At 35.7% G+C, this 19,176-nt stretch carries 20 protein-coding genes; 13 read left to right on the top strand and 7 right to left on the bottom strand.

The genetic code is table 11. The annotated features are described in order from the left end of the window. Positions 1-2: 2 nt before the first annotated feature. The 10 genes from WH188_RS06980 to WH188_RS06935 all read left to right on the top strand — a co-directional run bounded on the left by WH188_RS06980 (position 3) and on the right by WH188_RS06935 (position 10,866). Positions 3-2,381 carry a TonB-dependent receptor gene (locus WH188_RS06980; protein ID WP_339423604.1) on the top strand — a complete coding sequence of 793 codons (2,379 nt, stop codon included), beginning with the start codon at positions 3-5 and terminating at the stop codon, positions 2,379-2,381. 105 nt (positions 2,382-2,486) lie between these two features. Further along, positions 2,487-3,239, top strand: coding sequence for an HmuY family protein (locus WH188_RS06975; RefSeq protein WP_339423603.1), 753 nt, complete (start codon positions 2,487-2,489; stop codon positions 3,237-3,239). Between the two features lie 196 nt (positions 3,240-3,435). Continuing rightward, positions 3,436-4,173, top strand: a complete 738-nt coding sequence (locus WH188_RS06970; protein ID WP_339423602.1) for an HmuY family protein — start codon at positions 3,436-3,438, stop codon at positions 4,171-4,173. Between the two features lie 43 nt (positions 4,174-4,216). Next, positions 4,217-5,203: a hypothetical protein gene (locus tag WH188_RS06965; protein WP_339423601.1), complete on the top strand. Its 987-nt coding sequence runs from the start codon at positions 4,217-4,219 to the stop codon at positions 5,201-5,203. 99 nt (positions 5,204-5,302) lie between these two features. Beyond that, complete coding sequence (locus WH188_RS06960; RefSeq protein ID WP_221197906.1) at positions 5,303-5,836, top strand: hypothetical protein; 534 nt, start codon at positions 5,303-5,305, stop codon at positions 5,834-5,836. Positions 5,837-5,953: 117 nt separating this feature from the next. Continuing rightward, positions 5,954-6,523, top strand: a complete 570-nt coding sequence (locus WH188_RS06955; RefSeq protein WP_132770869.1) for a hypothetical protein — start codon at positions 5,954-5,956, stop codon at positions 6,521-6,523. 70 nt (positions 6,524-6,593) lie between these two features. Then, a complete protein-coding gene (locus tag WH188_RS06950) occupies positions 6,594-7,562 on the top strand; it encodes a hypothetical protein (protein ID WP_132770870.1) in 969 nt (322 codons plus the stop codon). A gap of 32 nt (positions 7,563-7,594) precedes the next feature. Continuing rightward, positions 7,595-8,713 carry a cytochrome-c peroxidase gene (locus tag WH188_RS06945; protein WP_339423600.1) on the top strand — a complete coding sequence of 373 codons (1,119 nt, stop codon included), beginning with the start codon at positions 7,595-7,597 and terminating at the stop codon, positions 8,711-8,713. Between the two features lie 272 nt (positions 8,714-8,985). Beyond that, the gene (locus WH188_RS06940) at positions 8,986-10,182 is read left to right on the top strand and encodes a S41 family peptidase (RefSeq protein WP_339423599.1); all 1,197 of its coding nucleotides are present in this window, start codon (positions 8,986-8,988) and stop codon (positions 10,180-10,182) included. Between the two features lie 120 nt (positions 10,183-10,302). Continuing rightward, on the top strand, positions 10,303-10,866 hold the full coding sequence (locus WH188_RS06935; RefSeq protein WP_132842840.1) for a biliverdin-producing heme oxygenase: 564 nt from the start codon (positions 10,303-10,305) through the stop codon (positions 10,864-10,866). Positions 10,867-11,139: 273 nt separating this feature from the next. Here WH188_RS06935 and WH188_RS06930 read toward each other — a convergent pair whose 3' ends face one another. The 6 genes from WH188_RS06930 to WH188_RS06905 form a co-directional block, all read right to left on the bottom strand. After that, positions 11,140-12,663, bottom strand: coding sequence for an oligosaccharide flippase family protein (locus tag WH188_RS06930; RefSeq protein WP_339423598.1), 1,524 nt, complete (start codon positions 12,661-12,663; stop codon positions 11,140-11,142). A 139-nt stretch (positions 12,664-12,802) separates the two neighbouring features. Beyond that, positions 12,803-13,243 carry a hypothetical protein gene (locus tag WH188_RS06925; protein WP_339423597.1) on the bottom strand — a complete coding sequence of 147 codons (441 nt, stop codon included), beginning with the start codon at positions 13,241-13,243 and terminating at the stop codon, positions 12,803-12,805. 86 nt (positions 13,244-13,329) lie between these two features. Beyond that, a complete protein-coding gene (locus tag WH188_RS06920; RefSeq protein WP_183917020.1) occupies positions 13,330-14,238 on the bottom strand; it encodes an NAD(P)/FAD-dependent oxidoreductase in 909 nt (302 codons plus the stop codon). A 291-nt stretch (positions 14,239-14,529) separates the two neighbouring features. Next, on the bottom strand, positions 14,530-14,931 hold the full coding sequence (locus tag WH188_RS06915) for a glyoxalase (RefSeq protein ID WP_183917022.1): 402 nt from the start codon (positions 14,929-14,931) through the stop codon (positions 14,530-14,532). 11 nt (positions 14,932-14,942) lie between these two features. Further along, entirely contained in the window at positions 14,943-15,392 is a 450-nt protein-coding gene (locus tag WH188_RS06910) for an SRPBCC family protein (RefSeq protein ID WP_021187851.1), read from the bottom strand. A gap of 18 nt (positions 15,393-15,410) precedes the next feature. Then, positions 15,411-15,836 (bottom strand): SRPBCC family protein, encoded by a 426-nt coding sequence (locus WH188_RS06905; protein ID WP_183917024.1) that lies wholly within the window; start codon positions 15,834-15,836, stop codon positions 15,411-15,413. Positions 15,837-15,973: 137 nt separating this feature from the next. On the opposite strand from WH188_RS06905, the gene WH188_RS06900 reads away from it, so the two are divergent. Then, on the top strand, positions 15,974-16,951 hold the full coding sequence (locus WH188_RS06900; RefSeq protein WP_339423596.1) for a GlxA family transcriptional regulator: 978 nt from the start codon (positions 15,974-15,976) through the stop codon (positions 16,949-16,951). A gap of 58 nt (positions 16,952-17,009) precedes the next feature. Here the strand turns inward: WH188_RS06900 and WH188_RS06895 are convergent, their stop codons facing one another. Beyond that, complete coding sequence (locus WH188_RS06895) at positions 17,010-17,516, bottom strand: GNAT family N-acetyltransferase (RefSeq protein ID WP_339423595.1); 507 nt, start codon at positions 17,514-17,516, stop codon at positions 17,010-17,012. Positions 17,517-17,863: 347 nt separating this feature from the next. Between WH188_RS06895 and WH188_RS06890 the strand changes: the two genes are divergently transcribed. Together WH188_RS06890 and WH188_RS06885 are read left to right on the top strand one after the other, a co-directional pair. Beyond that, complete coding sequence (locus WH188_RS06890; RefSeq protein WP_132770880.1) at positions 17,864-18,271, top strand: helix-turn-helix domain-containing protein; 408 nt, start codon at positions 17,864-17,866, stop codon at positions 18,269-18,271. A gap of 67 nt (positions 18,272-18,338) precedes the next feature. After that, positions 18,339-19,103, top strand: a complete 765-nt coding sequence (locus tag WH188_RS06885) for an SDR family NAD(P)-dependent oxidoreductase (RefSeq protein ID WP_339423594.1) — start codon at positions 18,339-18,341, stop codon at positions 19,101-19,103. The last annotated feature ends 73 nt before the right edge of the window (positions 19,104-19,176 follow it).

Genomic DNA, 19,176 nt, shown 5'->3' with positions numbered 1-19,176 from the left:
TAGTGTTTACAACAAAATCCTTACTACGAACAAGTTCTCTCCTGATATTTTGTGCATGCAACTTAATAGTAGCTCATGCCCAAGATAAATTACAGATTAGTGGCACTGTAAAAAACGAATCTAACAAAGCGATACCAAACGTAACGGTTTATTTATATCCTGATAAAAAGGCTATAAGGACAGACACTTCGGGCCATTTCTATTTTAATCAGCTTTATGCAGGTAGCTATGATTTAGAAGTTCAAGCTCTTGGCTATAAGAAGTTCCAACGAACCATTGATCTAGAAAATAAAAAACAACATCTGAACATTGTATTGGAGACCGATAACCGCCATATTGATGAGGTACAAGTAAACCGTAAACTGGAAGCGGTAGACAATCTTCTTAAAGCGGAAAATGCAGCTATGCCTGTTAAGATTATTACCAAACGTGAAATCGAATTGATGGGTAGTCGCCGACTGGATGAAGTACTGAAAGAACAAACAGGGATTGCCATAGTCAATGACATTGCTGGAGGATCAAGAGCTGTCGGCGTACAGATACAGGGTTTTAGTAGCAACTATGTGATGGTATTGGTCGATGGACAGCCCATGTTAGGGAGAAACAGTGGGAATTTTGATCTATCAAGAATTTCAGTTACAAATATAGAACGAATAGAAATTATAAAAGGGGCTTCATCTTGTCTCTATGGCAGCGATGCTTTAGGCGGTGCTATTAATATCATTACACGACATGGTGCATTGACGCCACAGCTACACAGTTCATTTCTATATGGCACATTAAATACGGTAGATGCAACTTTAGAAGCTGAAACACCTTTTGACAATCAACGTGGAAGTATTGTTTTATCCGGGAACTACTACCGGACTGACGGATTTAATACCGACAAAAACTATCTGGAGTCAAATAGTACCACTTATCCCCCATATACCAATTACAGTTTTCAAGGACGCACACGTTATCGTATCAGTAAAAATGGAACAATGGGTATTACGGCGAGGTATGCTGGCCGAGTATCAAAGATGATCAATGCCTGGTCTGAACAGACCATATTGAAAGATACCCAGAAAGATCAGGACATCAACATAGCAGCAAGTTATGATCATAACTTTGAATCAGGGATTCGGAGTATGTCTCGCTATTATTATTCTCGTTTTCACTCAGAAATTGCGGCACAGTGGCTACAACAAGGAGTATTGGCCGGCGCTGAAGAATTTGGTCAAGATGTACATCGCATAGAACAACAGTTTGCTTATAGTCCAATTACAAAACTAAAATTTACTGCCGGTATCGGTGGAAGTCTAGAGGTAATGGATGATCAAAAACTGGATGCTAAAAGATCGCTAAATACCGGTTTTGTATACCTACAGACCGAATGGAAACCGGTTGACAGGCTACTGACCACATTGGGACTACGCTATGACCAAACGAATGTCTATAATGGTCGTCTCAGCCCAAGTCTTGGTTTACAATACCATATTAATTCAACTCTTGTTGCCAAAGCAGGATTTGGGGCAGGATTTAAAGCTCCTGATTACAAAATGCGTTATCAGGTATTCTACAATCCAGCGGCAAACTATATGGTAGTTGGTACTGAACGCGTGGCAGATGTTATTTCAGCAATGGATGCGGCTGGTGAATTGAGCTATAAAAACAGTTATATGTTAAATTTAGTTGCGGGAAATTTGGAAGCGGAAACTAGCCTATCTAATAATATTGGTTTAACATGGAATGCTAGTCAAAAAATTCAAGCTGATATTTCGGTATTTTATCATCGCATTAATAATCAAATTAATACGGTCAGTGTTGGTAATGGAACTAATGTGGCTCAAATATACAGTTACCGTAATCTACCAAAAGCCATGAACAAAGGCTTCGAAACTTCAATTACTTATCAGGCAAACAAAGTTTTACAGTTTTCTGTAGGCTATCAATATTTGATCGCAAAAGATTTAAGTGTCTTAGACAGTATAGCAAGCGGAAACTTTCCTTACAATCAAATCAATAATCCGCAAACAGGAGAATATCGCCAAAGTAAAAAATCAGATTATTGGGGTATTGAAGATAGATCAAGACACATGATCAATTTTAAAACACAATATGAATATAAACCCTGGGATATGAATATCAATGCAAGAATTAATTTCAGAGGAGATACGCCATTTCAAGAATATAATGGAAACCAATTCATAGACAAGAATGATATCTTCATTCCATACCACACTCTTTTAAATATGACTGTTGAAAAAAGTCTTATGAAAGGAAAACTTACTTTTCGTCTCATTGGAGATAACCTGTTTAATTTTACTAGCCGGTATTTATTGGGACAACCAGGTCGCATAATTATGGGTGGACTAAGTTATCGTTGGATCAAAGAATAAGTTTTCACCGATCACATTCCATGTAGGCATAGAATAACAGAACCTAATTTTTTAATAGTAGATAATCCTCATTTCAAGATGAATTATAATTAAAATTGCTACAAAATGAATACAATAAAACTAATAATAGCTGAATGCAGCATATTGATTTCTTTTAGTAAAATAGGTCGCTGTATTTTCTATACAGTTATCGTACTCCTTATTGCTTCTTGTGGCAAGGATAAGGAGTATAATATTGTACTTGAAGATGGCAAGAGTATCGTCATTAAAGATCTTCCAGGTGATACCGATGCTTCTATGGGAGATGGAACAGAAGGTAAAGAAAAACGCAACTTTTATACTTTCTTATTTCGTTTCAAGGATCAGAAACAAATTTGGATTAAGACAAAAGCAGATTCGGCGCAATGGTTAAAAACCAAAGATTGGGACTTAGCTTTTACTGGCCCTTATAATTCCGAAGTTTTTGTCAACAATTCGCAATATCAATATAACCCAGGATATCAAGGAGAGGCTAACAATACCGCAGTCATTTTACTCAAACAACCCTATCAAAGTATCGCCCTCGCTCCTTCGGATGACGAGTTTAATAAAAGTGAAGTTAACAAAATCGGATGGGCATCATCAGAAGGTTCAGATGGGTGGTTTCGTTATAGCCTGAACAATCACATTATGCAAGCGCTACCTAACAGAACATATGTCATTCGACTTCCTGATGGAAAATATGCTAAGTTACAACTTATCAATGCCTACAAAGGCAATCCATCTGCCGTTACAAATATGAACTGGCCAGCTCCCTATTATACATTCAAATACTATGTACAAGAGGATGGTAGTAAGGCGTTAAACACAAATAATTAAAAAAATCTACTGTTTGACACCTATTCGATAACATATACACTGACAAGCAAAAAACATAGATTAAATATCAGTTTTAATATACAAAGGATTAGCTAAACTCATTACCTTTACTATTATTTAGAATTAATATAAATAAAGATAATGATCAACCACAGGAATAATTGAAATTATAGTATTACAATATATAACACTAAAAATGAAAATAACAACAAGCAATAACCTCTTAAAATTCATCGCAATATTTGTTTTTTTAACACTACTAGGGGCCTGCAGCAAAAGCGATCCTAAAATAGAACCAGAACCTAATCCAGAAATTTCAGAAGGAATGTTCAATCGCTTAATTTCAGTAAAGAACTTTGGAGAGGACTTACCAACGGGAACTTTACCCACAACGAAGCAATCGCCTATATATTATAGTTTAGAACAGAATAAGGCTATTACGCCAGATTATAGGCTGACAACACGTTGGGATATTTCTTTCGCAGAGATATACAGGAGTTTTGTCAATTGCAATAATAGTTCAAATGGATACGGAGTAGGTGGACCTGGTAAAGGTGGAATTTATCTAGTCAAGAAAAAATTTGAAGATGTTATAGATATTCCCTCCGATGCTGAATTCCGTAGAGGAGAAAAGGCCTATGGAACAGATGACTCTGGAACTTTTGGAGAAGGTCTGGGATGGTATCTATATGATTTTGGTGGAGACATCAAAGGTGGTGGAGCCGAAAACAAAAAGCATGTTTGTTATCCAATTGAAGGGCATACCTTGGTAGTACGCACAGCTAATGGCAATTATGCAAAAATCAAAATTCAGAGCATCTACAAAGACTTATTAGATCCAAAAGATTGGTATAAAACTTCACCCACGCCATTCTTTACTTTCCAATATGTATTAGCGAAATCCGGGAGTACCAAATTTGAAATCAAGAATTAAATAATAATATCCATAAAATACGATAGTTCAATATTTAGATAAAATGAAAAGAATATACACTTTTATAAGCATACTATTCCTAGGGTTACTGTTTAGTAACTGTACTAAAACGGAGGATCTGCCTTTACTTCCCAGCGACAAAATACTGGAATATAAGGTGACCAACCTCCCGAATGACGATGTTATCTATGGTGCTATAGATAATGGGGAAAATACCATAACGGTTTACTTACCCTATTATTATGGATTATTAGTAATTGATCCTACAATCCAGGTATCATCTGGAGCCAAAATCGTGGAAGAGATTCTGCCCGTTAAAACGGATGAAAAGGATAAAACATATACTGTAAAATCCGCAACAGGAACAGCACGTACTTACAAATTAAAGATTGAATTACAAAGTACACCTTCTTTTGAAGCGGCTTTTGCATCAACATCTTCCATTGCGCTGACACAAGGACCAGGAACCGCTTTCCCTGCAATAAACGGAACTTTCATGCATACAAACTCTACTCTAGTCAGTATAGTACTCATCAACCAAGAGACGAAGCAACGTGTTCAGATGCCAACGCCGAATAGTTTAAAAGTTTCTCCTTTAGGATATCAACTATCTTATTCTGGCACAGAACGGGAAAATCGTATTCCTTCGGATATCCTAGCGGGCATATACGATGTCGAAGTGACCAATCTTAATCATACCATTAAATTAGCCAATCCGCTCAAGATTACTTATCGACAACCAGATGTGGCTTTAACATTATCAGGTTTAAAACTAGCTAAAAACACGGATTGGACAATCAAAGCCTATTTAAGCAAAGTAATACTTGATCCTACAGCAGTTATTATGACACTTAATGGCAAAGATTATCCGCTTACAATCAAATCCCATACCCGTAGCGAAATGCAGGTTTCGTTACCGGCAAACCTTCCAACAGGGAATTTCGAAAATGTTCAGATCAAATTCCAGTTCAAAGACTGGGCTGATATCGTGAAAACACAACAAAATTCAAGTACGATAACAGAATCATAAATATGCATTCACAGTATGCCAAGGTGGCATCAACATTAAAAAAATAAAAAACAGGAGGTCAACGTGAAATTAAACATTAAAACAATCTTACAATCAGCAATGGCTGTAACAGTGCTTTCGGCAACAGTGTGGGCAACAACTCCAAAAACAGAACAGGCTACAGCTGCTTTGCCTCTTACTCAAACAAAAGCAAATACCAACTTCACCGTAATAGGTCAATGGTGGACTCCTTCAGATGTTGCAAACTGGCCTGTTATTTATTTAGATCTTACTACAGGTAACCAAAGCTTAAGTAATGGTGGACAAATCATATTATCCCGTTTTGTCAATGCAACTATTCGTGCCAATGCAGGTTTCGAAATTAGAACAGTAATGGCAGACATGTCGGCTGTTTCGGCATCTGATTGGTCTGCTGCTAATGTAGTAACATCACTAGAAAAAAACGAGTGGTATGAATTTGATTTATCAACAATTAGCATCCTACCAATTCAACCAATTACTGTAATGGTTGGCAACAGTTCTGGAGCGTTGTATGCATTAACTCTAAATAGCTTCAATGATATACAACAAAAAATAGTTAATGGCCAAATTCAAATGAAAACTGATCTAAACATTGAATATAAAGTTTTATAAAAAACTTTATATTATTAAAATGTATTTTTCAAACATATGGTTTAAATAGTAATAACATGCATTCACAGTATGCCAAGGTGGCATCAATATTAAATAAATAAAAAACAGGAGGTCAACATGAAATTAAACATTAAAACAATCTTACAATCGGCAATGGCCGTAACAGTGCTATCGGCAGCGGTATGGGCAGCAGCGCCAACAACAGAACAAGTAACAGCGCCTTTGGCACTTACTCAGACAAAAGCGAATACGAGCTTGACGATCAATGGTCAATGGTGGAGTCCAAGAAATGCAGCAAACTGGCCTGCTGTTTATGTAGATTTTACAACAGGTTCTCAAAGTCTAGGTAACAGTGGACAGGTTGCATTCTTTAGCCATGTCAACGGATCGATCAAAGCCAATGCTGGTTATGAAATCAGAACAGTAGCTGCGGACATCTCGGCTGTTTCTGCATCCAATTGGAGTACCGCTACACCAGTAACATCACTAGGAAGTGGTACTTGGTATGATTACGATTTATCAACCAATGCAAATGAGGCAATTCAACCATTAACTGTTTTGGTAGGTAATTCTTCAGGTGCCTTATATGCCGTAAAACTCAATAACTTCAGCAATGTAGGTCAACAAACAGTTGCTGGTCAATTGCAGGTAAAGGCCGATGCTAATATCGAATATAAAGCGCTTTAAACAACAATAATTTCTTAAAAGATGTCGCAACCGGTGAATGGGTTGCGATATCTTTTTATAAAAAAAAATCATGCTACTTTCAATATCTAAAAAACAAATACGTACATTCCAATTGTTGGCTATTTTCATGCTGACTATGGTATCTTGGTCTTGCAAAAAAGAAACCCCCAATCTACCATATAACGAAATCGAATCGTTTAGCATCAAAGATGCCTCGGGCAAGACCTTGTCGGCAAGTATTGTGGAAGACCGTATTATCCTATACTGGCCACCGCTGGTGGACCAACCAGAAAGCATCACACCGACCGTAAAGATTTCTGACCTAGCCACTGTGACTCCTGCTTCGGGTACGCCAATACAATTAAAGTCTGACAAACCCATTATCTATACCGTAAGAGCACAGGATGGTTCCAGCAAAAACTATACATTATCTTTTCAAGTCAACCAACCCTTATTACAGGTGAAAATTAACTTCCTTTCGCCTTATCGTCTCTATTTACCAGGAACAAACCCATTTGTTTTAGTTGGAGAAAACATTATACCAAACGAAGCTCAAACTAAAGGGTATATCGTAGATAATGATGGTAAAGAAACCTTACTTTCTTTTAACCAGCCCCCAAGCACTTTCGCAGTTAATTTTACTCGTCCAGATGATCTTAAGCCTGGCACATATCGCCTGAAATTGGTATCGGGTCGTTATACTGTATTAACTGATCCCTTCGATGTATTGTTACCCGAGTTCTACAACTTAATCAAATTGGGCAACTACACCGTAAAAAAAGGAGAAAATCTGGTGATGCCGATTGCAAATAAATCAATTTATGAATTATTCTTCAAAGCAGATTTTGATCATTTTATTGCTATTGATAACCTCAACAACACCTACAAATTAAACAATGCAATATTTGACGTAGCAAAAATGACTGTTACAATACCGATACCAACAACTATACAAGGTAACCAGTTAACAAGATTGAAAATAATAGATAAATCTGACAAAGTAATGACTGAATACGAACAGTCCATTACATTAAATTAACATCTTATAATAAAGCTTTTTTGATGTTGTTAATGAACTTATATTTGCCAAAACAGGTAATCCTTGCAACTTTACTAACCACTTTTTTATACAGCTGTAGTAAGGGTAAGTCATCGCCGGAGGAGCCGACAATTGTACCTAACCCAGAAGAAACGCTACGAGAAAAATACAGTAAAAGTAGCGCACAGTGGCCAGTAGCAGAATGGTATAAAAACATTGAAGTACGAGAACTAGCAGCATTGCCCGATAATCCTTCAAAAGATAAGGTTGAGCTTATTGCGCTAGGCAAAGCCCTGTTTTTTGATCCCCGTACAGGTAATGGTCTAAAGACCTGTGCTTCGTGCCATAATCCGGACACATACTGGATCGATCAGAAAACAACAGCGGATGGTATAGCTTTACATCACCGTAACACACCATCCATGGAAAATGTCTGGTATCTGGAAGGGAAACTCTTTCACGATGGGCGTGCGAAAACCTACCGTGAACAAATTGCAGAAGCTATCAATTCGCCAATTGAAATGGGCGGAAATACGAGTTCTTTATCTTCCAAACTAATGTCCATACCTGGTTATGTAGATCTGTATGAATCGGCTTATAATAATAAGAATATGACAATAGAGGGTTTGCTAGATGCAATAGCTGCTTATTCCAAATCCATTAGCAGTGGAGAAACTACATTTGATAGGTTTGTCCAAGGTGATTATCAGGCGCTAAATGACCAACAATTGGAAGGGTTGCATCTATTTCGTACGAAAGGAAAGTGTATCAATTGTCACAACGGCCCGTATTTTACAGACTTAGATTTTCATAATCTCGGCTATGCAGTAACGAACAAAGCTGCATTGGACAACGGACGATTTGAGTCTTCTAAATTAGAAAGTGACAAAGGTAAGTTTCGTACACCTGGATTAAGAAACGTCACAAATACTGCACCATATATGCACAATGGTACTATTGCTACTTTGAGTGAATTAGTCAACTTACTAAGCCAAGGAATGCCTCAAAAGACTGGTCAGCAGATTAATGGCATATTATCACCACATATACAGAATTTAAGACTCAGCAGTAAAGAGCAGGAAAATATCATTATCTTTCTATCAAGCTTATCAAGTGAACCGATAAAAACTGAAAGACCAATATTGCCGTAACAAAAAAATCCCAAAGGAGGTCGCCTTTGGGATCTTTGAGCATCCAAAGATATGGAAGCATCAATATTAAATAAATTGGGACAAAATTAGGCTTTTAACTCGAATAAAAAAGTTTAAATGAATTAATTTTAAACTATCTGCTCAAATGTCGCTCAGTAGCCACAAATATAAAGGACAAATTTTAATTGAATATGGCTCAATCATTTAAAAGTATTTCGATGCTTTTTTTGCTATTGTTTAGCTCAGCCTGTCAGAACAGGAATAAAAAAACAATGCAAACAGATGAAATAATAAATCCTATAGAGGGAACAAAAAAAGAACTGATTCTCGATTCAATTTTTTTGTACGCTCAACAATTATACCGATGGCAGGAATCACTTCCCTCCTATACAGATTTTACTCCTCGTAAGAAGTTTGGAAGCATTAGTCCCGAACAGACTGCTTATGAACGTGAGCTTTTCGCAATAAGTCAATACTCATTGGCCCATAATGGCAAACCATATGAATGGTCTCCAATTGAAGGAAAACCCAAATACTCTTATCTGGAGCGCAGTAGAAACACAAAAAAAGGTAACGGACATGTGGCAAATACAAAGCACCAATACAGATACGCGACACACCTGTCCTATTGGACTTCAGGCAATAAACAAATAGCCTATCTTTATATCGCTTCCTTTCCCGAACTCGCTATTGTTCGAACAGAACTGAACAGACTTTTTACAGAACTCTCCAACAAACAGGTGACTCATCTGATTTTAGATCTGCGTCACAATGGCGGCGGATATGTTGAGACAGCAGAATATTTAGCCAATTTGATTGTACCTAAAAAACTGGATGGGAAAATCATGTTCAGTGAACAATTTCATCCGAATGTCCAAAATGGCAAGGCTACCCTTTTAGGTAAACAACCCTATTTAGATGCAAATGGAAATCCTGTAAAATATAAAGGCCGTTCCGCAACCTTGGCCGATGTAGACTATAGTGAAAAAGCCAATACACATTATTTCGTCAAGAAAGGAGTATTCAACACATTACAACACTTATCATTTATTGTATCCGGACGGACCGCATCAGCTAGTGAACTTCTTATTAGTAGTTTTAAACCTTACTTTCCTGTGAGACTTATTGGTCAGAAAACTTTTGGAAAGCCAGTAGGATTTTTCTCTCTTAAAATTGATGCTTTCGACATTTATCTTGCATCATTCCTGATTCGTAATGCTGATGGTTGGTCGGACTATTTTGATGGAATGTCTGTCGATATTTCCCTAGCCACCCCAAAAACAGACCTACATATAGGTAATCCGAAAGAGCCTTGGCTAGCATCTACACTGCAAGACATTGTTTCTATTACAGACCCTAAACTGGAAAAAGGGGTTGATAATATTAAAGATTATCCTAAATCCGTCTTTTGGCCAGAAACAATAGGTGAGAATCTGCTGTTTAAAACAAATTTTCAATTAAAGAACTAAAAAATTATGTACAATATAATTCAGATCGTTTTTCATAGATGATAAATCATTATACAGCATAAAGGTTTTAAAATAAATACGAATATTTGTATAGAATAATTATAACTAAATACTAAAAAAATGCTTAGTCAACATATCAAAGAGCAAACACATGCTGCCCATCAAAACGTTGAGGGAACTATAGTACGTCAATTAAAAAGTATTCGTTCAGATGCAGATTACGCAAAGGTTCTAAAAGGTTTTTATGCCTATTTCCGTGCCGTTGAAGATCGTATTGCGCCTTTTGTAACTTCGGATATTTTGCCCGATCTAGCAGATCGTCGTAATTCTTCTTATATTAAAAAGGACATCGAAGCATTGGGCGGAAGTGTAGAAAATCTTCCAGAAGCTAATGCTCCTCTAGTTAACAATGTGTTAGAAGCCCTAAGCTCACTTTATGTTCTTGAGGGATCAATTATGGGTGGGCCATACATTGTGCAGATGCTGAATAAATATGGAATCACTAAAGGCACTTCGTTTTTTGAAGGGTATGGTGAAAACAGTCGTGAAATGTGGGCAGGATTCACTACTGTCTTAAATAAACATGCTGAAGATCCTGCAAGTTATGAGCTTGCGACAGAGAAGGCAAATCAAACTTTCTACAATTTTGGAAACGTATTTTCCCCAATTGTAAATGTAAACTAAAACACCGCATTATTGTTTATATTTACGAATGGAGCAAAAAAATGATAAAACAAAATGGGTAAAACGTTTAGGGGTAGGCGCTTTTCTCTTTTTCCTTTTTAAAGGTTTAGTTTGGTTAGCAGTATTCTTCTTTGCCGCAAAATCTTGCAACTGGTCGTTCTAAACAAAACCTGATCAAATCATTTAATAATACATGTTAGTCTCGATGTTCTCTATTGGGACTAACAAATTATAATTTTTTGTGAATAGTGAGTCTGGCTAATAATTACCAGATTAAATATACTTGCCTATTAATGGTATATTTTTTAATTCCTTCCTCTCCATTTTTACTATAAAAAAAACATAAAGTATCATCAAAATAAAAGCAACAGGAATACGTAATAAAAGTTGCATATCTTGAGTCCAAGAATCGGAATATACATCAATACTCCTTTTCATAAAGAAACATAGCAACATTGCCAATAGATATATTCCTATTTTTTTTACAGGATAGGGTATATAGTAATAATTTTGACCAATGAAATAAGTCACTAACATCATACTCGCATAACAGATCAAGGTAGTCCATGCGGCTGCATACATGCCCCAATAGGGAATAAAAAAATAATTACCAACGAGCGTAATCACAGAACCAAATATCGTGATATACAAACCCATACGCATCCGATCAGTCAGTTTATACCATACTGAAAGATTATAATATATTCCCAAGCATATGTTAGCACATAAAAGTATCGGTACGATGCCCAAACCGGAACGATAGGAAGCCCCGACCATATATTTCCAGACGTCAAGATATAAAGCAGAAAAAAGAAAAGCTAAAGAAAGTGTGATTACAAACCATTTCATCACATTTGCATACAGAGCTGGTGCATTTTTGTCTTTGGATTTATTGAAGAAAAATGGTTCTGCAGCCATTTTAAATGCTTGTATAAATAACGTAATAAAGATCGCTAATTTATAGTTTGCTGAATAAATCCCAACGACACTTTGCGCATCGACATCCTGTGGCAGCAATTTCGCCAGCATTTGCCGATCCATTACTTCGTTTATCATGCCCGCTAACCCAATAAAAATCATAGGAGCGCAATATTTAAAAAGCTGTTTCCAAAGACTGAAATTTATCTTAAACCTAAAACTCTTCCATTCTGAAAATAATAATAAGAATACAAAGAGATTTTGGAGCACATTTGCTAAGATTAAAAACCCTATCCGGTTATTATTAATGAACCAATGTACAATAGCATCATCCGGATGATGCAACGCATATTTGGGCAACCATATTAAGAAAAATAAAGTAAACAGTATATTGATAATAATACCAGATAATTTTACAAAAGCGTATCTTTTGGGACGGTTTTCCTGTCGTAGTTTAGCAAATGGAATAGCAGTTATTGCATCTAATCCAATCAGATAAAGACACCACAAAATGTATTCTGGATGTCCATCAAGGTTCATAAAATTGTTGATTGGAACAGTAAAAAAAGAAATAAACGAAATGAGTAATGTGGTACTGAGCAATATTGAACCAAACGCTGTTTGAAAAAGTGAGTGTCGGTCTACGCCTTCTTTATTTGAAAAACGAAAATACCCCGTTTCAAAACCATAGGTAAATATAATGTTTGCTACAGCAATCCAAGAATACAATAAACTGTAACCACCATAATCTCGTACACCTGAAGAATCTATCATCAGGTAAGTAAGAATAGGTGTCAGTAAATAGTTTAGAAATTTTGCCCCAATATTACTTACACCATACCACAGAGTTTGTCCTGCCAATTGTTTTATAGCTGCCAATAAAGTATAGATTTTGACGCAATATTAGTGAAACTTTCTTAATTGCTATAATACAAAAAGAAAGTATAGGGTAAGATAAATAGTTGGAACAAATACTAATAATGATCAACTATTGTCCATGCTATATAAAGTAAAAGTTTTATTTTGAAAGACTATTTACTATTCGCACCTGATAAGCTCCGTTATAATGATCACCAACCATAAGATTCTCACTAACCGTAATATAATATTGGCCTGTGTCTTTAAATCGATATTCGAGGACTTTTCCGAATGGACCATCAGCACTCCCATTTGGAGAAAAAAGCTGACCAATACGGATATTTGCCGTATTGGTTGGACTTTCAAGTATAATATGAGTGGAATCCGGTTTATGGACAGATATAAAAATAGTGTCTGTAATACCTGATTTTTTCTCCATTTTATGAGTAAGACCTCCCTCTAAAAAAGTAATTCCGGACTGCCGATGCAATTCGGTATCCTGAGACTTGTCTTTCACAGCTGGCCTCTGATGAGAGGTATTTGGTTGGCATGCAACAAAAGTGAGAAATATAAAAGAAGTAATGACGAACAATCTAGACATAGTTTTATTATTATAAACAAATAAGAGAATAAAATAGTTTACACCCAATTATTTGGTTAAAGCAAATCGTCCTTTATGATTCATCATCAAAACTCTTCCTGTGTTAATTCCATATTGACCATCGCTCCAGCTGTATTTCCAGTACTTACAGCACTTGCTACGGAGCGCATCATTGTGGTGGAGTCACCACAGGCAAAAACACCTGGAATATTGGTTTTCTGAAAACTATCAACTTTGATATGCCCAGCCTCAGTAAGCTCACATCCCAAACTCACTGGCAGGTCTAAATGCTGCACGAAGGGAACTGGAGCATACACAGCATCAAAAGTTTCTGTTCGACCATCATCAAACACCAATTGCTTAACATATCCGTCTGTATGAACAATTTCTACTATTTCAGTTTCAATTATACCAATTTGATTTTTAGCTAATTTATCTTTTTGTTCTTCTTCAAAATTTGCGTCACCTCTTGTCAAAACCTGTAATTGATCAGTGAGATTATGAACTAATGAAGATAGATGGATTGCCTTATCCCCTTTTCCAATAATACCGGTTTTTTGATGTTTAAATTCATAACCGTGACAGTAAGGGCAATGAATAACTGAAATCCCCCAGCACGCAGAAAAACCCTTTATATCAGGAAAAATATCCTTAACTCCAGTTGCAAAAATAAGTTTCCTACCGATATAAATATTCCCTTCTTCAGTACAGATCTCAAAACCTTCTGACGCAAACCTACCATCTGTCACGACACCATTTTCAAAAATAATGCTTTCATATTGCTCAACCTGTTGCTTTGCTATGGTAGCAATCTCCAAGGGTGTCTTACCATCTTGTGTCAAGAAATTATGGGAATGTGGCGTCTGTCGATTGCACGGAATTCCACTATCAATTACCAACACATCTCGCAAAGAACGTCCTAGTGCCATGGCTGCAGAAAGACCTGCATAGCTACCTCCAATAATGATGACATCATAAATTCTATTTTCTTTCATAATAAACCTTTAATACACCATCAACAATTACTTTTGTGGGATGGTGTATTAAAGGTAACAACTATTGCAACTTAATTGCAATAACATTGGCAGATATTATTATTTCTTACTCTTTCATGACAGATGCATTTCTATCAAAATTTGGATGGATAAATTAACATGCCTACAAACCATATAATTTCAATTATTTTACAAAATAATTGAAAACACTACTTAATAAAAAAAGGCTATCTTAAATTTTAAGTTAACCTTTTTTCATTTTTGCAATACGAATAAATTAGAAGCTATCTTCTAAATAGCCAATATCCAACGCACATCAAATGCATCCGTTATTTCAATCAAGCTTTGTTTGATTTCATCTGGAGTATAAGTAATCTTTCTATTAACTTTCAATTTATGAATTAATAATTTGCGATCTCCCGCATCATTACAATGCAGAAATATAGATAAATAATTTCCGACCTGACGACCTTCATTATGTACCAAATCTGAACCATGAATTACAATCATATCAGAAATTAATGAGCCAATAATTATAGGTGACTCCGGATAGTTATTCATCTCATTTTTAAATGCTTCAAAATACAACTTACCACCAAAACAATTTTGGTAAAATTGAAGTGCTTTCTTACAATTTCCTGAAAATGTAATAAAAACACCATTCATCATTTTATCGGTTCTCTGAAATAACATATTGCTATAAATTATGCATCAGGTATTTCAGGTTCAACCAATCTCTTCATTTTATCTAATGATTCCTGCCAACCTAAATAGCACATTTCAACAGGTATTACATCTGGAATATTTTCTTGCACAATTTGAAGTTCAGTACCACAGGACACCTTATTCAGTGAAACTGTCGTTATCATTTCTCCCGGAAGATTAGGATCATCAAAACGATCACTATATTTAATTGATTCATTCGGTAAAATTTCTAAATATTCTCCACCAAAAGAGTGCCCATTGCCAGTGCTGAAATTTATAAAAGTCATTTTAAAGTTACCGCCTACTTTAAAATCCATTTGTTGCACTGTACATATAAAACCATAAGGAGGTAACCAGGTGGCATGTGCTATTGGATCAGCAAAAGCACGAAACACTTTTTCAGGACTGGCCTGAATAATGCGATGTAAGGAAACTGTATTCTTTTTCATGACATTAAATTTTAGGAATTAATATTTTTTTGATTCTACATATTTTACAAAACTATTCAAGATGGCCTGCCATCCTTGTTTTTGAAATTCAACCTCATTTTCGCTCTCCGCATCAAAAACTGTCGAAAGAGTTGTTTTACCATCCTTTTCCTTAAATACGGTACGTACCTTTCTTCCATCATTCATGCTGTAAGCCAACTCCTTAAACAATTCGACCTTATCATAAATACCTTCAAAATCAAAGCCAAAACTACCATCTTTAGCTTCCATTCTATTTTTAAATTTTCCATTTACCCGGACATCATTTTCACTTGCAGGACAGTGCCAATTTGGATCTGCACTATTCCATTGCATGATATCACTAGGTGTATTCCAAGCGTCCCATACGATCTCGATGGGAGCATTTACTATTGCTGTAACGTTAATTTTTGTTGATTGTATCATTCCTCTTTTCTTTATGTTTATAATGCTTATACAAAGATGGAGATCATTTCAAAATGTCACATGTTGTAAAAACGACAACTATAGGGGTGGATAACGACAAAAACTATTTGTACATTTATCTAACTAAATTAAGAGATATGCAAATTTCCATTTTCGTTCCACAACATGGTACAATAGAAGGCATTACACCCGCATTTCGTACTTTTCAAACCGCCAATGAATTTCTTACCTTCTTTGGCAAGAGACCCATTTTCAATGTCGAATATGTTGGCTTAAATGAATATATCACTGCAAATAACGGAGAGTATACCATAAAAACAAACCGCTTATTATCTGAAGTTACCAAAACAGACCTCCTCATTATCCCTCCAACATTTGGAGATATGGATAAAGGGATAAAAGCAAATGAAGAGGCTTTACCCTATTTCAGAAAACTTCATTTAAAAGGAACAAGCCTTGCAAGCTTATGTGTAGGAGCTTTTTTACTAGCAGAAACAGGATTATTAGATGGAAAAAAGTGTTCCACCCACTGGGCATACATAAACGAGTTTAAACAAAGATACCCTGCAGTCGAGATCGAAGATGGAGCTGTGATCACCGAACACGAGAATATCTATAGTAGTGGCGGTGCAAACAGTTTATGGAATTTAATACTGTATCTGGTCGAAAAATATTCAGATCGAGAAACAGCTGTCATGATATCAAAATATTTTGCATTGGATATCGGAAGAGATAACCAGTCTCAATTTGCAATTTTTAGAGGTCAAAGAAACCATAACCACACTGATATCCAAAAAGTACAGGATTATATAGAAAAAAAATACGAAGAAAAGATTACTGTAGAAGATTTAGCAAAACTCATCAATATTGGTCGTAGAACGTTTGAAAGAAGATTTAAAGATGCTACAAACAATACACCTATCGAATACATGCAACGCGTACGCATAGAAGCTGCAAAAAATCATTTTGAAGCCTCACGAAAGAATGTCTCCGAAGTTATGTTTAACGTAGGTTATACCGATACAAAAGCGTTTAGAGATATTTTCAAAAAAATAACAGGCTTAACCCCAATAGAGTACAGAAACAAATTTTCAAAACTTGGAGATGAAATATAAACCTAAAAATTATAAACCAATCCAAAGATCACAAATCACTATTATCGATTATTGACATTTATAGCCATAAGCAATACATCAATTCCTCAGCCAATAAACCATCCGGCCATCGTGATTCTTTTGAATAAGTATACACAAAACCACATCGCTGATTCGCTGCTTTTGAAGCTTCATTACCCACCCGATGTGATACAATAACCTGAGCACACTCCTTTTGCCTAGCCCATTCAATTCGTGCTTGAAAGAATAATTGAGAAAGTCCCCTGCCACGATAAGCCTCTTTGATGAACGAAGAAATTAAAATGGCCTCAGATTGATTATCTCTGTTCAGCACTACACCACTTAAACCGATCAATAAATCTAAATGATATAAAGCAAAAATTGCCCGTGCATCGTTTTCCAATAAAGCAATCCAATCATCCTGACTATACAATACTTCTTTTGCATATGAACTACCAAATAATTCAGGATTTGTCTTTAAAGCCTCAAGTCTGATTAACTTATAATCTTGCCATTGAGATGGGGCTATACGCTCTATCTTATAATCACTTAAATTAATATTCATTTTTCATTAACTAGTTTCATTTTTCGAGAGAAACAAGTTACTGATAAAAATTTTAAGTTTGATATGTAAGCCTATAATCCACCTTAGTAAGCAGATCAATATAACAATTTTCTAATTATTTCTACTTTTCACAACTCATTTAAGACCATTAACAACAACGTGAAAAGTCAATAAATTTGACGCTATCTTAAAAAGATTTAAATAATTACAAACATACAGCAATAAAAAAAATAATTTTTTATTGCTACATTTAGATTAGCAAAGTTTACAATCGAGCTCAACAGTACTTTTATTATTTTAAAACAGAAAATAAGGGATACTTTTATTAAAATTACATTTTCGAAGACATGAAAATTCCAAAAAAGTTTTTAAGCCGTCAACATGAAATAACTGCTGATTTTTTAAGAGAAGTAGATAACCATCTGACAGATATATTATCGGGCAAAAAGGATCAAATGTTTGAGATTAGAGATTTTGCAGCTTTGCTTTACATTCACCCTATTCACCTCAGCAATACAATCAAATCCGCAACAGGGTATTCACCTTGCTATTTCATGGAAAATAGATTAACAGAAATATCAAAATCACTCTTACAAAATAGCGATATGTCAATTGCCGAAATTGCGCGCACATTAACCTATGACCCCTCCAACTTCACCAAATTCTTTAAGCGTTTTTCAGGAAAAACTCCAAAGCAATATCGGGTAGATTATTTCCAATCATTATCATCCGAAGTTAATAAGATAGCGATATAATACTTAAACTGTCACCATTTTAATCAACATTTGTCATTTAACTTTGTTTTCAATAAAAAAGAAACAAATGGAAACAAAAAATAAAATTGCACTTGTAACCGGTGGTAGCCGTGGACTAGGAAAAAATACCGCTCTCAAAATCGCATCAAAAGGAATTGATATCATCTTAACCTATCAGTCACAAAAAATTGAGGCAGAAAACACCGTACTAGAACTTAAAAACTTAGGTGTAAATGCTGTGGCTTTACAACTTAACGTTGCGGACAGCAAAACCTTTGACAGCTTTTTCACTGATATCCAATCGACACTTGTATCGGTATTTAATACCGATAAGTTTGACTTTCTAATCAATAACGCAGGTATCGGTATCCATGCTTCTTTTGCAGAAACGACTGAAGAACAATTTGACAACTTGGTAAACATTCATTTTAAGGGAGCCTTCTTTCTAACGCAAAAAGCTTTGCCACTGCTACGTGACGGCGGTGCTATTATCAATGTATCGTCAGGCTTAGCTCGTTTCGCTACCCCCGGCTATGCGGCATATGCAGCAATGAAGGGAGCAATGGAAACTTTAACTAAATATCAGGCAAAAGAATTAGGAGTAAGAGGTATTAGATCCAATATAATTGCACCAGGAGCAATTGAAACTGATTTCGGAAATGGTTTAGTACGAGACAACGAACAAATTAACGAAGCAATTGCTTCACACACAGCACTGGGAAGAGTGGGACTTCCAGACGACATCGGAGGTGTAGTTGCTTTCATGTGCACAGATGACGCAAGATGGATCAATGCACAGCGAATCGAAATTTCAGGTGGCATGTTCTTATAGAAGAATAAAAAAATTCAGCTACTAAAACCTGCGTATTCAAATATCATTTTGAAACATGCAGTATTAGAAATCA

This window comes from Sphingobacterium sp. MYb388, from assembly GCF_037479535.1.
Classification (GTDB): domain Bacteria; phylum Bacteroidota; class Bacteroidia; order Sphingobacteriales; family Sphingobacteriaceae; genus Sphingobacterium; species Sphingobacterium anhuiense.
This window is presented reverse-complemented; position numbering and strand designations above follow the sequence as displayed.

Bases quoted from the DNA above. Each gene is read 5' to 3' on its own strand.
- WH188_RS06945 (WP_339423600.1), top strand. From the start codon at position 7,595: ATGAACTTATATTTGCCAAAACAGGTAATCCTTGCAACTTTACTAACC.
- WH188_RS06905 (WP_183917024.1), bottom strand. From the start codon at position 15,836: ATGATACAATCAACAAAAATTAACGTTACAGCAATAGTAAATGCTCCC.
- WH188_RS06935 (WP_132842840.1), top strand. From the start codon at position 10,303: ATGCTTAGTCAACATATCAAAGAGCAAACACATGCTGCCCATCAAAAC.
- WH188_RS06940 (WP_339423599.1), top strand. From the start codon at position 8,986: ATGCAAACAGATGAAATAATAAATCCTATAGAGGGAACAAAAAAAGAA.
- WH188_RS06900 (WP_339423596.1), top strand. From the start codon at position 15,974: ATGCAAATTTCCATTTTCGTTCCACAACATGGTACAATAGAAGGCATT.
- WH188_RS06965 (WP_339423601.1), top strand. From the start codon at position 4,217: ATGAAAAGAATATACACTTTTATAAGCATACTATTCCTAGGGTTACTG.
- WH188_RS06925 (WP_339423597.1), bottom strand. From the start codon at position 13,243: ATGTCTAGATTGTTCGTCATTACTTCTTTTATATTTCTCACTTTTGTT.
- WH188_RS06955 (WP_132770869.1), top strand. From the start codon at position 5,954: ATGAAATTAAACATTAAAACAATCTTACAATCGGCAATGGCCGTAACA.
- WH188_RS06970 (WP_339423602.1), top strand. From the start codon at position 3,436: ATGAAAATAACAACAAGCAATAACCTCTTAAAATTCATCGCAATATTT.
- WH188_RS06950 (WP_132770870.1), top strand. From the start codon at position 6,594: ATGCTACTTTCAATATCTAAAAAACAAATACGTACATTCCAATTGTTG.
- WH188_RS06920 (WP_183917020.1), bottom strand. From the start codon at position 14,238: ATGAAAGAAAATAGAATTTATGATGTCATCATTATTGGAGGTAGCTAT.
- WH188_RS06915 (WP_183917022.1), bottom strand. From the start codon at position 14,931: ATGTTATTTCAGAGAACCGATAAAATGATGAATGGTGTTTTTATTACA.
- WH188_RS06960 (WP_221197906.1), top strand. From the start codon at position 5,303: ATGGCTGTAACAGTGCTTTCGGCAACAGTGTGGGCAACAACTCCAAAA.
- WH188_RS06975 (WP_339423603.1), top strand. From the start codon at position 2,487: ATGAATACAATAAAACTAATAATAGCTGAATGCAGCATATTGATTTCT.
- WH188_RS06890 (WP_132770880.1), top strand. From the start codon at position 17,864: ATGAAAATTCCAAAAAAGTTTTTAAGCCGTCAACATGAAATAACTGCT.
- WH188_RS06910 (WP_021187851.1), bottom strand. From the start codon at position 15,392: ATGAAAAAGAATACAGTTTCCTTACATCGCATTATTCAGGCCAGTCCT.
- WH188_RS06895 (WP_339423595.1), bottom strand. From the start codon at position 17,516: ATGAATATTAATTTAAGTGATTATAAGATAGAGCGTATAGCCCCATCT.
- WH188_RS06885 (WP_339423594.1), top strand. From the start codon at position 18,339: ATGGAAACAAAAAATAAAATTGCACTTGTAACCGGTGGTAGCCGTGGA.